Raw genomic sequence first — 15,074 nt, forward strand, 5'->3', positions numbered from 1 at the left:
TGCGCCGCGAAACCTGTGGGAGCGGGCGTTGTCCGCGATGAGGCCCTGTGGTCTAAGCTACGCCCAACCAGACACCACGGACGACAAGATGAACCCACTCCCCTACCCAGGCGGCTGCCTCTGCGGCTGGATCCGCTTCACCGCCCACGGCCCCGCCGGCAACCCGCACACCTGCTCCTGTCGCTACTGCCAGCAACACACCGGCGCCCTCACTGCGCTCTGGATCGAATTCCCCCGGGACAAGGTGGAATGGACCGGCGAAGGCGGCGAGCCTGCCCTGTACCGCTCCTCGGACTATTCCTGCCGCGCCTTCTGCCCACGCTGCGGCAGTTCCCTCGGCGCCCTCGACGACGAGCCGACCATCGCCCTGCTGGCAGGTACCCTGGACGACCCGCACCGCGACGAACTCAAGCCCGTGTCCCACGCCTTCACAGACGGCCAGCCCGTCTGGTCGCGAAGCTGATCAACGGCCCTCCATCATCTGCACCAGCGGTGCATATTCGGCTTTGCTCACCGGGGCGATGGCGCTGGCATCCTGGGACGCCAGGAACTGCGCCAGCCCCTCCTGGTTCTCCAGCATCGCAGCGCGGATTTTCTCCTTGTACCCAGCGCACAGGTTGCCGCGGAACACATAGGGGTCGTAGTAGATCCGCTCCGAGCGCCACAACACGTTGAAGGTGTCCCGCTCGATCGTACCGCTGTTCAGGTAGGCATCGGCCCGCACGCTGGCGACGAAGGCCGCGTCCACCCGTCCTTCAAGCAGGGCGTCCAGCGACTTGTCATGGGAGCCGCTGTAAGCCACCGAGCCGAAGAACCGCGCCAGCGGCTGCCCGACCCGGGCGGCGAATTCTACATTGGGCACCACGCTGCCCGAGGTACTGGCCGGATCGCTCAGAGCCACGCGCTTGCCCCGCAGCGATTCCAGGTCCTGCGCCACCCCGCGTCGCGCCAGGAGCAAGGCCTGGTAGTGATGGCCCGCCGGGGTGAAGTAGCCTTTCTTGATCGCCAGCACGGCGAACGGCTCGATGCTCGGATCACGCTGCTGTGCCAGGACATAGGCCGCCGGCCCCAGCCAGGCGATATCCACACCGCCAGAAACCACGGCATCCACCACGCTCTCATAGGACGATGCCGGGACGATCGACACCGGAACGCCCAAGGCCTTGTGCAGGCGCTCCAGCAACGGCTGGTAGTCCTGCATCAGCACCTCCATGCTTTTTTTCGGAATCACCGCGATACGCAACGCCGGTTGCCGGCATTCGGCAATCGCCGGCAAGCCGACCAGCATCAGGCAGAACAGGCAGATCAGTGCTCGCATGCAGTTTCCGTCGCGTCGATGAAGGGAGGGTATTCCTCGAGCTGGGCCACGGTCAGCGGACGGCTGAAGTGGTAGCCCTGGGCGAAGTCGCAACCGGCCAGGCGCAGGTAGACCACCTGCTCGCGGGTTTCCACGCCCTCGGCCACTACCTCCAGACCCAGGCGCTTGGCGAGGATGATGGTGGACACCACGATGGGGCTGTCGTCGTGGCTGTTGGAGAGCTGGGCGATCAGGGTGCGGTCGATCTTCAGGCGGTTGATCGGCAGCGCCTGCAGATGGGAAAACCCGGAATAGCCCTGACCGAAATCGTCAAGGCTGATGCTCAAGCCAGCATCGCGCAGGGCCTGCAGGTGCTTGATACCCTGGCCTTCATCATCGAGCACCGTGGTCTCGGTGATTTCCAGTTCCAGGTAGGGGGGTTCAACGCCATGCTGGCGCAACTCCTCCAGCAAGCGGGTGCTGAAGTCCGGCTGGCGCAACTGCAGGGGCGAAACGTTGATCGCCAGCCCTGACTGAATCCCCCGCGCCTGCCAGCCCACCAACGCCTCGCAGGCCAGGCGCAGCACTTCCCAACCCAGAGCGACGATGAAGCCGCTGCGCTCGGCGAGGGAGATGAAGCGATCCGGGTACAGCAGGCCGAACTGCGGATGCTGCCAGCGCACCAAGGCCTCGTAGCCCTCCACGCGCATGGAGTCGAAACGCACCTTGGGCTGGAAGTGCAGGACGAACTGACGCTCCTTCAGCGCCAAACCGAACGCCTGCTCCAGGGCAAACTCGCCGACGTCGACGACGTTCAGCGACGGGTCGAAGAACCGGTACTGGCCACGCCCAGCCTGCTTGGCCGAGTACATGGCGGCGTCGGCATGGCGGATCAGCTCGTCCACCGACACGCCGTCCCGCGGACAGATGCTCACACCGATACTGGGACTGCTGTTCAGCTCGTGCTTGTCCAACGAGTAGATCGCCGACAGCTTGTTCAGCAACATACGGACCCACAGGTCGATCTGTTCTTCAGTACGGGCCCCGGCCAGCAGCACCACGAATTCGTCGCCACCAAAACGCGCAGCCTCGTCCCCCGGCTCCAGGGCGCGGCTTATGCGCCCGGCCACCGCCTGTAGCAACAGGTCGCCGACCTTGTGGCCGAGGGAGTCATTGATGGACTTGAAGCGATCCATGTCGATGAACAGGATCGCCATCAAGCGCCGCTTGCTGCGCTGCTCGGCGAGCACCCGGGCCGCGGTTTCCATGAACTGGCGGCGGTTGTGCAGGCCGCTGAGGTGGTCGGTGGCCGCCGCGTGGCTGCTGCGCCGGTGCTCTTCTTCCAGGCGCTGGATCAGTTGCTGGTTGATCCGCTGCGCCTGCTCCAGGGCGCCAAAGGCTTCCTCACGCTTGCCCAGCACGCGCCAGCCCCAGAACACGCCGCCGAGGATCAGCAGGGTCAGGCTCAGGTTGACCCACAGTTGGCGCTCGTAGAGCAACCGCGACGGTGCCAGGATCTCGTCCTCGCGCTGGCTCACGACAATGCTGAAGCCGCGCGGTGATACCTTGCGGTACAGGCTCTGGTAACGGCCATCGCCGCTGAACTGGCTGATCCGCCCCGAGGCCTCGAGGTTGTCCGGCAGGCTCGGCATCAACGCCTCCCCCGCCACCACCACGCCGCTGTTGCCAATGCGCAGGCGCTCGTGCCCGGTGTTGTCGAGCAGGCGCATCAGGCCGCTGGTGCCCAGGTCGATATGCTGGAACAGCACCGCCAGATAGCCGATGTCCAGTTGCACCAGGAGAATGCTTTCCGGCTGGCCGCGGGACGGTTCGGTCAGGGGCAGGAGGAACGGCAGGCGCCAGTTGATCTCGGCGGTTTCCCGGGCCGAGGCGTCCAGCGGCGGCAGGAAGGGTTTGAAACCGTAGCGGCCGATATGCTCGCGCAGGGCCGAAAGCCAGGCCTCGGGCAGTTGCTGCGGTTCGTCGCTGTGGCTGGCGGACAGCAGGTCGCCATCGAAGCGGTACAGGCTCATGCGCTTGAGCACCGGGTCCTCGGCGAGCATGCGCACCAGGCTCCAGCGGCCGGGCCCGCTGTCGCGCATGTCCGCCTGGGCGGCGCGGCCAATGGTCTGCGCGCGGTCAACCAGCTGGCTGAGGTTCTCCGCGGCCATGGTGGCCAGATTGAGGTGCTCCGAAGCCTTGGCCGCCAGGGCTTCCTGCTCCGAAGTGGCACGCTGCTGGAAATACGAGACCCAGACGAAGAGCAGGATCGCCACCGCCGAGGACAGCAGGAGAAACTGCAGAACGTTGAAGGAAGACAAGGACCGGCGGATCACCACGATTCATTCCTGCCGCTGAGTGATGGCACATTACTACCAGTTCATGACAGACAGATGACTGGTATGCCAACCCCGCCTCAACCATCCGGTTGATACCGCCCTGCCGCGCCTCGCGGCACCATCGTGGCTCCCAACAACAAGTACCGGAGCCACTTCCATGACCACCCAATCCGACTGGATCACCGTAGGCGCCCTCGCCGAGGGCTTTGCCCCACAGGCCTTCATCCTGCCGCAACTGGCCGAGCTGGCCGGTCAGCAACTGACGCTGAACTTCGCCAACGGCTGGGTCATCGAGCACCGCTTCGACGCCGAGCAACTGCACTGGCACGCCGCCGACGGCCACTCCAGCGGTAGCGCACCGTACCGTGCCACCTCGGTGCGCCCGGGCATCTATCTGGTGGACTTCCTGAAGACCGAGCACGGCCAGACCTGGTCCATCTCCCTGGTACTGGACACCCTGAGCCAGTCCTTCACCGCGGTGATCGGCAACATGCCGTCCGAGCAGGAGACCCAGCAAGGCATCTACCAACGCGCCTTGTCCGGCAAGAACCTGACCAGCGTCGAAGCGCAGTTCTTCCACGGCAGCCTCGACAAGCCCTGGCAAGACGGCGCCTGCCCCCACGCCCCGACCGCCGAGCTGGTGGGCATCCGCAACCGCTATCGCTACAGCCCGACCGAGGAATACGAGCACATCTACCTCAACGAGAACTACTACACCTGGCAGTGCCTGAAGGGCGTCGAGCAAGGCCTGTGCGACACCGACCGCTGCCACTACTACAAGATCGCCGACGAGCTGTACCTGTTCGTCTGGCGCGAGAAGATCATCCCGACCCTGGGTCTGGTGATGATCGACCTGCGCGAGCACCGCAGCGACGGCAAGATCTTCGGCTATGCCGAGGGCAGCTTCGATGCCTTCAGCAACTTCCCGGTGTCCTCGTACTGCAACCTGATCAACCAGACGGTCCACGAAGCATGAAGCGCACCGTGCTGATCACCGGTGCCGGCAGCGGCATCGGCGCGGCCTGCGCCAAGCGCCTGGCCGCCTTGGGTGACAACCTGGTGCTGGTCGGCCGGCGGCGCGAAGCGCTGGAGCAGGTGGCGGTCGGCACCGATGCCCTGGTGCTGGCCGGTGATGCGGCCGACAGCGCCACCTGGACCGGTTTCGTCGAGCAGATCCGCGCCCGCTTCGGCGGACTCGATGCACTGGTCTGCTGCGCCGGCGGCCATGGCCTGGGCAACGCCCTGGACACCAGCGACGACGCTTGGGAAGCCGCCATGCGCGGCAACCTGCACAGCGCCTTTCACAGCGCCCGGGCCTGCCTGCCACTGCTGGTGGAGCGACGCGGCGGCATCGTCCTGCTCGGTTCCATCGCCTCCCTGGCGGCGGGCCCCGAGGTGTGCGGCTACACCACGGCCAAGCATGCGCTGGTTGGCCTGAACCGCTCGCTGGCCCGGGATTTCGGGCCGCAGGGGGTACGGGTCAACTGCGTGTGTCCGGGCTGGGTGCGCACGCCGATGGCTGATGAGGAAATGCAGCCGCTAATGCAGCACTACGGCGAAGACCTCGACGCCGCCTACCGCCGGGTCACTGCCGACGTGCCACTGCGCCGCCCCGCTACGGCGGACGAGATTGCTGCGCTGTGTCAGTTCCTGATCAGCGCCGAAGCGTCGATCGTCACGGGTGCGGTGATCGCCGCCGATGGTGGCTCGACCATCGTCGACGTGCCGACCCTGGCCTATACCCACCTGGAGAATCAGCCATGAATGCACGCTTCGATTTCAGCGGCCAGCAGGTGCTGGTCACTGGTGGCGCCCAGGGCATCGGCCAGGCCATCGTCGAGGGCTTCGCCCGCGCCGGGGCCCAGGTACTGATCGCCGACCTCAACCTGGAGGGCGCGCGAGCCCTGGCAGAAAGGCTCAATGACGAAGGCCATCAGGTGACTGCCAGCGGCATCGACCTCGCCGACCGCGAGGCCGTCGCCGCGCTGCTGGCCGGGCTGCCGCGCCTTGACGTGCTGGTGCACAACGCCGCGTACTTCCCGCTGACGCCCTTCGAACAGATCGACGAGCCGCTGCTGCGACGTACCCTGGACGTCAACCTGTCGGCGCTGTTCTGGCTGACCCAGGGCGCGCTGCCGCTGTTCCGGCGCCAGGGTGGCGGCAACGTACTGGTCACCTCTTCGGTCACCGGACCACGGGTCGCCTACCCCGGACTCAGCCACTACGCCGCGTCCAAGGCCGGAGTCAACGGCTTCATCCGCAGCGCCGCCCTGGAGTTGGCAGGCCATGGCGTACGGGTCAACGGCGTCGAGCCGGGGATGATCCGCACCCCGGCCATGGACAACCTCGGCGACGCCAACCTCAACGCACGGATCGCCGGCAGCGTGCCCTTGGGCCGTCTCGGCGAGCCGCAGGACATCGCCGCCGCCATGCTCTTCCTGGCCTCGGACAACGCTGCCTACATCACCGGCCAGACCCTGATCGTCGACGGCGGCGCCACCCTGCCGGAAACCCTCGCCACCCTGGAGCGTAACGGCTGACTACTGGCCATTGCGATCAAGAACGCTGGCAGCCACGAACAAGACTTGCTCCGGCTGCCAGCGCCCTAATAAGCCCTCGCTACAGCACAACTGCCAACAAGAAAATGGGGGAACACCAATGGACAAGCAACATCGCCTGTTACCGCTGGCCCGGGCCGTCGGCCTGAGCCTGGTCACACTGGCAGCGGCCCAGCCGGCGCTGGCCTACGAGCTGTACGCGGACGACGACACCCACCTCAACGCCGACATGCTCGCCGTGTGGGGCATGTTCAACAGCCGCAAGAACTACGACGGCACCACGGGAGGCTCCACCTGGCGCGAAGGCTTCATCAAGTATGGCGTCAGCGGCGACCAGGGCCTGGGCGGCGCCGGCACCTTGTACGGCACCTTCAACCTGGTCAGTTCGGCAACCTGGGGTGACGGCGACGCCGCCGGCAATACCGACGGTTCCGAACGCACCACCAAGATCGAGGACGCCTTCCTCGGCTGGCGCTCGGGCGATCTGTTCCCGGCCCTGGGCAAGGATGGCGTGGACTTCTCCGCGGGGCGCCAGGTGGTCAAGATCGGCAGCGGCTTCCTGATCAACGACGACGGTCCCAACCTCGGCAAGGGCCCGGCGGACGGCGCGCTGAACCGCGGTGGCGCCTACTACCTGGCGGCCCGTCACGCCTTCGACCGTACCGCAGTGCTCAAGCTCGGTGGCCAGGATGGCCTGCACGGCAGCGTGCTGTGGCTGAAATCCGACAACCGCGCCCAGGCCGAAACCGAACTGGCCGCCGGGACCCTGGACTACACCACCGAGGCCGGCACCCTGGGCCTGACCTGGGTGCACGGCCTCGACGTCACCGACCAGTGGGCCAGCGACTTCCAGAAAGAGCGCGAGAACATGGACGTCTACAGCCTGCGTGGCGAAGGTAATGCCGGCATCGAGAACGCCAGTTTCGCCTTCGAATACGCCTGGCAGGACAAGGACGCCGGGCCGGAAAAAGCCTGGTACGCCGAAGCCGGCTACACCTTTGCCGATGTCGCCTGGTCGCCCAAGGTCACCTACCGCTACACCCGCTATTCGCAGGGTTGGGATTCGCTGTTCACCGGCCTGAGCACGGGCTATGGCACCTGGTTCCAGGGTGAGGTGGCGGCCAACTACTCCGGGCCGTTCAACAGCAATACCGGGATCCACCACGTGGGCCTGAAGGCCACGCCGCTGGAGAACCTGACGGTAGGCGCGCTGTACTTCGACTTCAACACCCTGCGTACCCGCGACACCCTGAACCTGGATGCGCGGGAGCTGGACTTCTACGTGGAATGGGCGGTGAACGAGCACCTGATCATCAGCCCGCTGGTGGGGCTGTATCAGCCGAAGAAGGATGAGAGCAACGACGGCAATCAGGTCGGTGGCAATGGCACCAACGTGTACAGCCAGTTGACGGTGGCTGTGCCGTTCTGACGGTAAACCTTGAGCTCGACCCGGTCCCTGTGGAGCGGGTTCAGCTACAACAGCAGGATCAGCAGTCCCACCAGAACCGCCCCGGCCCCGCTACCTGCTGCAACCAGCCGCCGAGCAACAGCGTGGCGAACAGCGCTTCGTACAGCCCCAAGGCCATGCCGATGCCGATCACCACCCGGGCCGACGACGAAGATCCCAGAAAAGCAGCAGGCGCTTTCAAGGGCATTTCCGAAACAGGCAGCGGAAAATCAGGCGTCAAAGGCACCGTCGAGCCAGCGGCCAAGCAGTTCGCTGGTGCGCTCGGGGTGCTCCAGCGGCGGCAGATGACCGCATTCGTCGATCACTTCCAGGTGCGCGCCGGCGATCCCGGCCTGCATCAGGCGGGCTTCGGCCAGCGGCGTGATCTCGTCCTGCTCGCCGAACAGGATCAGGGTCGGTACGCGGATGCTGTCCAGCACGGGCTGGTAGTCGGCGCGGCCGATGATCGCCTGCTGCTGGCGGATAAAACCTTCGCGACCGATGGCGTCGGCCATCGCCATGACCACCTCGGGTACCGTGGTGTCGAGGCTGCGGGCGTGCATCAGGCGTGGCAGCAGTTGCGGGGTGACGCCCTTGAACTTGCCCAGCCCGGCCAGTTCCAGCAGGCCACGGCGGACCCGGGCGCGGGCCGGATCGTCGGGACGGGCCATGGTGTCGAGCAAGGCCAGACGCTCGACCCGCTCGGGGGCGCGGCGCAGGATCTCGAAGGCCACGTAGCCGCCCATGGACAGCGCAGCCAGGGCAAAACGTGGCGGAGCCTGGTCCAGTACCCGTTCGGCCATGGCGACGATGGCCGTGTCCTGGCTGAGGTCGGGAATCAGGACCTGGCGCCCGGGTTCGAAGGTGGCTTGCTGGTGGGCCCACAGGCGATGGTCGTTGAGCAGGCCGGGCAGCATCACCAAGGGAAGGTCGTCACGGGACAAGCGGAGCACTCCTGAAAAGCGGGGAAGCGGGATTCTATGCCTGAAGGCAAATTATTGCTGTGTCCTTGCCGGCCTCATGCCTCGACCTCCAATACCTCCCCCCGCTCCCTGAGCAATTCAACAAAGGTGCTCAGGCAGCGCGACATCATCCCCCGCCGCCACACCAGCCAGGTGCGCAGGTAGCGGAATTTCTCCGACAACGGCCAGACGCTGACCGTGCTGCAGCCCGGCATGCTGTCGAGCATGCTGCGCGGCATCAGCGCCAGCCCGGCCCCCGCACTGACACAGGCGAGCATGCCGTGGTAGGACTCCATCTCGAGGATCTTGCCCGGCACCGCGCCGTCCTGGGAGAACCACTTCTCGAAGTGATGACGGTATGAGCAGTTGGCGCGGAAGGCGTAGATGGTCGAGCCGTTGACCTCGACCGCACGGCTGATCGGCCCATGGTTCAGCGGCGCGATCAGCACCATTTCCTCGGTGAACACCGGCACCCCTTCCAGCGCCGGGTGCAGCACCGGCCCGTCGACGAAGGCCGCGCTCAGGCGCCCGGCCAGCACGCCATCGATCATCGCCCCGGACGGGCCAGTACTGAGGTCCAGCTCGACCTTGGCGTAACTCTGGTTGTACGCCGCCAGCAACGCGGGAATACGCACCGCCGCAGTACTTTCCAGCGAGCCGAGGGCGAACGGCCCCTGGGGTTCGTCGCCGGAAACGGTCTGCCGCGCCTCGGCCACCAGGTCGAGGATGCGCCGTGCGTAGTCGAGGAAATTCCACCCGGCCGGAGACAGACGCAGGCGGCTTTTCTCGCGGATGAACAGGTCGGCGCCCAGTTCTTCTTCCAGTTGTCGGATTCTGGTGGTCAGGTTCGAGGGCACCCGGTGAATATGCTGGGCCGCCGCACTGATGCTGCCCTGCTCTGCCACGGCCTTGAACATCTCCAGCTGGACCAGATCCATATCATCATTCTCTCTGCGTGAAAGTTTCGCTCAGTATTATTCAGTTTCAGGGAAACATACAACGCAGTAGGCTCCGGTCCGTACTCCTTACAAGAATCAGGACGCCGAGATGACCGTGATCAGCCACCAGACCCATGCCCTGTCGATCAATCCCGCCACCGGCGAGCAGATCGGCGCCTATCCCTACGAAAGCGCCGCCGTGCTCGACGCCGCCCTGACCCGTGCCGCCGCCGGCTACGCGGTGTGGCGCCGCACGCCGCTGGCCGGCCGCGTGGCCAAGCTGGGTGATCTGGCCGTCGCCCTGCGCGACAACGTCGAGGCCATGGCCCTGATGATCACCGACGAGATGGGCAAGCCGGTTGCCCAGGCCCGTGGCGAAATCGAGAAATGCGCCCAGCTGTGCGAGTGGTACGCCGAGAATGGCCCGGCCATGCTGGCCCCGGAAGCCGCGCCGGTACCGGTGGGCAAGGCGCGCATCGAATACCGTCCGCTGGGCCCGCTGCTGGCGGTGATGCCGTGGAATTTCCCGATCTGGCAGGTACTGCGTGGCGCCGTACCGGCGCTGCTGGCCGGCAACACCTACGTGCTCAAACACGCGCCAAACGTGATGGGCAGCGCCTACCTGCTGCTGGACGCCTTCAAGCGCGCCGGTTTCCCCGAGGGCGTGTTCGAGGTGATCAACGTCACCCCTGATGGCGTGTCCAAGGCCATCGCCGACCCGCGCATCGCCGCCGTGACCCTGACCGGCAGCGTCCGTGCTGGCATGGCCATCGGTGCCCAGGCGGGTGCCGCGCTGAAGAAATGCGTGCTGGAGCTGGGCGGTTCCGACCCGTTCATCGTGCTCAACGACGCCAACCTCGACGAAGCGGTGAAGGCTGCCGTGATCGGTCGCTACCAGAACACCGGCCAGGTCTGCGCCGCGGCCAAGCGCCTGATCGTCGAGGAAGGCATCGTCGAAGCCTTCACCGAGAAGTTCGTCGCCCTGACCCGCGAGTTGGTGATCGGTGATCCGCGCAACACCGACACCTATATCGGCCCGATGGCCCGCTTCGACCTGCGCGACGAGCTGGACGGCCAGGTCCAGGCGACCCTGGCCGAAGGCGCGACCTTGCTGCTGGGTGGCGGCAAGGCGGACGGTGAAGGCAACTACTACCAGCCGACGGTGCTGGCGAACGTTACCGACCAGATGACCTCGTTCAAGGAAGAGCTGTTCGGCCCGGTGGCCTCGATCATCACCGCCCGCGATGCACGGCATGCGCTTGAACTGGCCAACGACAGCGAGTTCGGCCTGGCGTCGACCATCTACACCGCCAATGTGGAATTGGCCGAGCAACTGGTGGAAGAAATGGATACCGGTGGCATCTTCATCAACGGCTACTGCGCCAGCGATCCGCGGGTGACCTTCGGTGGCGTGAAGAAGAGCGGTTTCGGGCGCGAGCTGTCGCACTTCGGCGTGCGTGAGTTCTGCAATGCACAGACGGTGTGGCTGGATCGCAACTGATCGCCTGAGCAATACAAAACCCTGCGAGAGCTGACTTGCCAGCGATGAGGCCCGATCTGACACCCTCTTTGTCAGTACCGGCCAATCGCTGGCAAGCCAGCTCCCACAGGGTCGGAGTTGCAACCACTATTCAGGTACGGCTCACCCCAGACAACGGGTCACATGCTTCACCGACTGATACGCCGACAACCCCCAGGGTCCCAGCTCGCGGCCGATGCCGCTGCCCTTGGTACCGCCCCATGACGTCTCGACGAACACCGCCTGGATCGAGTTGATCCACACATGCCCCACTTCCAGGGCATCGGCGACTCGCTCGGCTCGCTCCAGATCCTTGCTGACCACGGTGGCAACCAGGCCGAAACGGCTGTCGTTGGCCAAGGCGATCGCCTCTTCCTCGGTACGGAAACGCTGGCTGCACAGCACCGGCCCGAAGATCTCCTCGACCCACAGACGGCTGTCCACCGGCACATCGGCGTACAGCGTCGGGCTGACGAACCAGCCGGAGCGGTCCAGCGGCTGGCCGCCGGTCAGACACTTCAGGCCTTCTTCCTTGGCGATGGCGAAATACGCCGCCACCTTGAGCCACTGGCCCTGGCTGGTCATCGGGCCCATGTCCACTTCTTCACTCAACGGGTTGCCGACCCGCAGCTTCTCCAGTGCTACCGCCAGACGCTCCAGCAAGGCATCGGCGATACCTTCCTGGATCAGCAGGCGCGAGGTGGCCGAGCACATCTGCCCGGCGTTCCAGCAGATACCAGCGACAATCCACTCCACCGCCTGGTCCAGGTCGCAGTCGTCGAACACCACGATGGCCGACTTGCCGCCCAGCTCCAGGGTCACCGGCCGGCACTGCGCCGAAGCGCTGCGCATCACCTGGCTGCCCACGTTGTTGCTGCCAGTGAAGGACAGCTTGTCCAGGCCGTTGTGGTTGCTCAGGGCAATACCGGTCTCGGCCTTGCCTACCACGATGTTCAGTACGCCCGCCGGCAGGCCGAGGGTCTCGGCGATCCGGCCATAGGCCTGCTCCACCAGCGGAGTGATCTCCGACGGCTTGAGCACCACGGTGCAGCCGGCGGCGAGGGCCGGGGCGAGTTTCCAGGCGCTGGTCACCAGCGGGAAGTTCCACGGCACGATCAGGCCGACCACGCCCACCGGCTCCAGGCGGGTACGGGCGCTGAAGCCTGGCGCGGCCAGGGCCACGTTGAAGTCCTTGCCGGACTGCTGCTCGACCAGGTCGGCGTAGTAGCCGAAGGTGGCGACGGCGTCGTCCAGGTCGATTTCCGCTTCATGGCGCGGCTTGCCGTTGTTGCGCATCTGCAGGGCGATCAGTTCCTCGCGGCGCAGGCCCAGTTGCTCGGCAAAGCCGCGCAGGTAGCCGGCGCGGGTTGCCACGTCGAGGGTTTTCCACGCTGGCAGGGCCTTGCCTGCGGCGGCGACCGCCTGATCGACCTGGGCAGCGCTGGCGGCCAGCAGTTCGGCGAAGGGCTCGCCCAGGGACGGGTCGAACACCTTGATGCAATCGGCGGTGGCGCCATCCACCCAGCGGCCATCGATGTAATGAGTCATGTACAGCTCCAGTCAGGCCGTTTCGGCAGTCGTCAGCGACGCGCACGCCGCCGGTTTGCGAATAACCCAGCGCGGGCCCTTGGGGCCATACACCGCGGCGGGTTCGGGGAAAAGATTGATCAGGGCCAGGTACAACACGGCGGCCAGGCCCAGGGTGATCGGCAGGCTGATGTCGATGCCGCCGGCCAGTTCGCCGAGGCTGCCGACGAACTGCCCCGGCAGGTTGACGAAGCACAGGCCGGTGATCGCGCTGGGGATCCAGGCGCCCATGCCGCGCCAGTTCCAGCCATGGTTGAACCAGTAGCGGCCACCGCGCTCGCCACGGGTGAACACCTGCAGGTCGTCGGCGTGGTAGAAACCGCGGCGGGTGATCAGGCCGAGGATCATGATCACCATCCACGGGCTGGTGCAGGTGATGATCAGCACGGCGAAGGTGGACACGCTCTGCACCAGGTTGAAGGCGAAGCGGCCGATGAAGATAAAGGCGATGGCGAGCACGCCGATCAGCAGGGTCGCGGCGGCGCGGCTGAGCAGGCGCGGGAACACGCTGGACATGTCCAGGCCGGTGCCGTACAGCGCCGTGGTGCCGGTGGACATGCCGCCGATCACCGCGATCAGGCATACCGGCAGGAAGAACCAGGTCGGCGAGATGGCCAGCAGGCCGCCGACATAGTTGTTGGCCTCGATGTACTGCGGCGCGTTGCTCGCCACCAGGGTCGCGGTGCACAGGCCGAACAGGAACGGAATCAGGGTGCCGACCTGCGAGGCGATCACCGCCAGCATGATCCGCGACTTCGGCGTCTCCCGCGGGATGTAGCGCGACCAGTCGCCGAGGAAGGCACCGAACGACACCGGGTTGCTCATGGCCAGCAGCGCCGAACCGATGAACGCCGCCCAGAAGCCCGGCTGGCCGAGGTTGACGCTACCGGCGAAGCTGGCATCGAACGGCCCGGCGAAGGCGAAGATGCCCAGCAGGAACAGCAGGCTCGACGCCCACACCGCGATCTTGTTGACCCAGAGCATGAAGCGGAAGCCGAAGATGCACACGATCAGCACCAGCACCGCGAACAGGCCGTAGGTCAGGCCCAGGGTCAGGTCGGTTTCCGGCAGTCCGGCCAGGCGCTTGGCCCCGCCGACCAGGGCATCGCCGGAGCTCCACACCGACAGCGAGAAGAACGCCACGGCGGTGAGCAGCGACAGGAACGAACCAACGATCCGCCCGTGCACGCCGAAATGGGCGCCGGACGACACCGCGTTGTTAGTGCCGTTGAGCGCGCCGAACAGGCCCATGGGCGAGAGGATCAGCGCACCGACGCCGACGCCCAGCAGGATCGCCCAGACCCCGGCCTGGAACGACAGGCCAAACAGCACGGGGAAGCTGCCGAGCACGGCGGTGGCGAAGGTATTGGCGCCACCGAAGATCAGGCGGAACAGGTCCAGGGGGGTGGCGTCGCGTTGGTTGTCGGGGATCTGTTCGACCCCGTTGGTTTCGATTCCGGAGGAATGGCTCATGGTGGTGCTCCAGCGCCTGTCTGATTGTTGTTGAGTGCGTTGGCAGTGGCGGCAAGGCCGCCGGAAAGGATCAGCTTTCGCTCAGGGCCGACAGGTGCTCGTGGCAGGCCAGCCAGTGATCGCCGTGCAGGCGGAAGACGATGGTTTCCCGCTCCTCCAGGTGCAGTTCTTCGCCGCCGACCCGCAGGTGGGTGGCGACGTCGTGCAGGAAGATCGCCACGTCGCCCTGCAGGCTGACCTGGGCATTGCTCGACCGGCAGCCGAGCACGGCAAAGCCTTCGGCCTGCCATTGCGCCCAGAGTTGCTCGTAGGCAAGGCGCGACATCAGCGGTTGCGGGACGGTGTGGAAGAGGAAGGTGGCGTCTTCGCTGAAGCAGGCGAAGTAGCGGGTGGTGTCGTTGCTGGCGAAGGCATCGACCAGGGCAGCGGCGGCGCGCAGGACCTGGGATTCACGCGAAGGGATCGGGTTCACGAGTGGGGCACTCACGGTTTTTGTAGTTGTCTGCGGGGAATTCTGGCGGCGGGATGCGGGGGGAAGAATCGCTGGGGGCAAATAATCAGTTCAGGAATTTCTGAACCATCGGGTGCCGTTGGTCTCTGGAAGGCGAGAGGAAGACCTTATTCAGAGCGAATTTTTGCTAGCCTCACACCCCATTGGTGCGACATTGAGCCCTGCTATTCCCAGAGGACCCAACTCATGAGAGTTGAAACCATCAGTTATTTGAAGAAGCACGCGGCGGACCTGCCGCTCGACGAGCCATTGGTCGTCACGCAGAACGGCGTACCGGCCTACGTCGTTGAATCCTACGCCGAGCGCAAGCGTCGGGACGAGGCCATAGCACTGGTGAAGCTTCTGGCAATGGGATCACGGGAGTATGCGCAGGGCGAACACTGCTCGGCCGAAGAGTTGAAAGACCGCCTGAAGAAAAGGTTCAGCCCCGCGTAGGAGCAGGC

General features: G+C 65.7%; 15 protein-coding genes. 7 read left to right on the top strand and 8 right to left on the bottom strand.

What is annotated here, in order from left to right:
- The first annotated feature begins 88 nt into the window (after nucleotides 1-88).
- Nucleotides 89-463, top strand: coding sequence for a GFA family protein (locus AC5QPF_RS18665; RefSeq protein WP_494959299.1), 375 nt, complete (start codon nucleotides 89-91; stop codon nucleotides 461-463).
- On the opposite strand, the gene AC5QPF_RS18670 is transcribed toward AC5QPF_RS18665, so the two are convergent.
- A complete protein-coding gene (locus AC5QPF_RS18670) occupies nucleotides 464-1,318 on the bottom strand; it encodes a phosphate/phosphite/phosphonate ABC transporter substrate-binding protein (protein ID WP_494959300.1) in 855 nt (284 codons plus the stop codon). It lies immediately after the preceding gene.
- Nucleotides 1,306-3,633 carry an EAL domain-containing protein gene (locus AC5QPF_RS18675; RefSeq protein WP_494964203.1) on the bottom strand — a complete coding sequence of 776 codons (2,328 nt, stop codon included), beginning with the start codon at nucleotides 3,631-3,633 and terminating at the stop codon, nucleotides 1,306-1,308. Before AC5QPF_RS18675 ends, AC5QPF_RS18670 begins: the two co-directional genes overlap by 13 nt.
- A 160-nt stretch (nucleotides 3,634-3,793) precedes the next feature.
- Between AC5QPF_RS18675 and AC5QPF_RS18680 the strand changes: the two genes are divergently transcribed.
- The 4 genes from AC5QPF_RS18680 to AC5QPF_RS18695 all read left to right on the top strand — a co-directional run bounded on the left by AC5QPF_RS18680 (nucleotide 3,794) and on the right by AC5QPF_RS18695 (nucleotide 7,623).
- Nucleotides 3,794-4,612: a MoaF C-terminal domain-containing protein gene (locus tag AC5QPF_RS18680; RefSeq protein WP_494959301.1), complete on the top strand. Its 819-nt coding sequence runs from the start codon at nucleotides 3,794-3,796 to the stop codon at nucleotides 4,610-4,612.
- The gene (locus tag AC5QPF_RS18685) at nucleotides 4,609-5,400 is read left to right on the top strand and encodes an SDR family oxidoreductase (protein ID WP_494959302.1); all 792 of its coding nucleotides are present in this window, start codon (nucleotides 4,609-4,611) and stop codon (nucleotides 5,398-5,400) included. The genes AC5QPF_RS18680 and AC5QPF_RS18685 overlap by 4 nt, the downstream gene beginning before the upstream one ends.
- Nucleotides 5,397-6,176: an SDR family oxidoreductase gene (locus AC5QPF_RS18690; protein WP_494959303.1), complete on the top strand. Its 780-nt coding sequence runs from the start codon at nucleotides 5,397-5,399 to the stop codon at nucleotides 6,174-6,176. The genes AC5QPF_RS18685 and AC5QPF_RS18690 overlap by 4 nt, the downstream gene beginning before the upstream one ends.
- A 118-nt stretch (nucleotides 6,177-6,294) precedes the next feature.
- Nucleotides 6,295-7,623, top strand: a complete 1,329-nt coding sequence (locus tag AC5QPF_RS18695) for an alginate export family protein (RefSeq protein ID WP_494959304.1) — start codon at nucleotides 6,295-6,297, stop codon at nucleotides 7,621-7,623.
- 58 nt (nucleotides 7,624-7,681) lie between these two features.
- On the opposite strand, the gene AC5QPF_RS18700 is transcribed toward AC5QPF_RS18695, so the two are convergent.
- The 3 genes from AC5QPF_RS18700 to ptrR all read right to left on the bottom strand — a co-directional run bounded on the left by AC5QPF_RS18700 (nucleotide 7,682) and on the right by ptrR (nucleotide 9,541).
- Entirely contained in the window at nucleotides 7,682-7,843 is a 162-nt protein-coding gene (locus AC5QPF_RS18700) for a hypothetical protein (RefSeq protein WP_494959305.1), read from the bottom strand.
- A 28-nt stretch (nucleotides 7,844-7,871) separates the two neighbouring features.
- The gene (locus tag AC5QPF_RS18705) at nucleotides 7,872-8,594 is read right to left on the bottom strand and encodes an alpha/beta fold hydrolase (RefSeq protein WP_494959306.1); all 723 of its coding nucleotides are present in this window, start codon (nucleotides 8,592-8,594) and stop codon (nucleotides 7,872-7,874) included.
- A gap of 65 nt (nucleotides 8,595-8,659) precedes the next feature.
- Complete coding sequence (gene ptrR / locus AC5QPF_RS18710) at nucleotides 8,660-9,541, bottom strand: putrescine utilization regulator PtrR (protein WP_494959307.1); 882 nt, start codon at nucleotides 9,539-9,541, stop codon at nucleotides 8,660-8,662.
- Between the two features lie 109 nt (nucleotides 9,542-9,650).
- Between ptrR and AC5QPF_RS18715 the strand changes: the two genes are divergently transcribed.
- Nucleotides 9,651-11,042 carry an aldehyde dehydrogenase family protein gene (locus AC5QPF_RS18715; protein ID WP_494959308.1) on the top strand — a complete coding sequence of 464 codons (1,392 nt, stop codon included), beginning with the start codon at nucleotides 9,651-9,653 and terminating at the stop codon, nucleotides 11,040-11,042.
- Nucleotides 11,043-11,183: 141 nt separating this feature from the next.
- Here the strand turns inward: AC5QPF_RS18715 and AC5QPF_RS18720 are convergent, their stop codons facing one another.
- The 3 genes from AC5QPF_RS18720 to AC5QPF_RS18730 all read right to left on the bottom strand — a co-directional run bounded on the left by AC5QPF_RS18720 (nucleotide 11,184) and on the right by AC5QPF_RS18730 (nucleotide 14,607).
- Nucleotides 11,184-12,614 carry an aldehyde dehydrogenase family protein gene (locus tag AC5QPF_RS18720; protein WP_494964204.1) on the bottom strand — a complete coding sequence of 477 codons (1,431 nt, stop codon included), beginning with the start codon at nucleotides 12,612-12,614 and terminating at the stop codon, nucleotides 11,184-11,186.
- Between the two features lie 6 nt (nucleotides 12,615-12,620).
- Nucleotides 12,621-14,120 (bottom strand): cytosine permease, encoded by a 1,500-nt coding sequence (locus tag AC5QPF_RS18725; RefSeq protein WP_494959309.1) that lies wholly within the window; start codon nucleotides 14,118-14,120, stop codon nucleotides 12,621-12,623.
- Nucleotides 14,121-14,190: 70 nt separating this feature from the next.
- Nucleotides 14,191-14,607, bottom strand: a complete 417-nt coding sequence (locus AC5QPF_RS18730) for a nuclear transport factor 2 family protein (protein ID WP_494959310.1) — start codon at nucleotides 14,605-14,607, stop codon at nucleotides 14,191-14,193.
- Nucleotides 14,608-14,817: 210 nt separating this feature from the next.
- Here AC5QPF_RS18730 and AC5QPF_RS18735 point away from each other — a divergent pair, with 210 nt between their 5' ends.
- Nucleotides 14,818-15,066 carry a type II toxin-antitoxin system Phd/YefM family antitoxin gene (locus tag AC5QPF_RS18735; RefSeq protein WP_494959311.1) on the top strand — a complete coding sequence of 83 codons (249 nt, stop codon included), beginning with the start codon at nucleotides 14,818-14,820 and terminating at the stop codon, nucleotides 15,064-15,066.
- The last annotated feature ends 8 nt before the right edge of the window (nucleotides 15,067-15,074 follow it).

The organism is Pseudomonas sp. Con_6, from assembly GCF_059379395.1.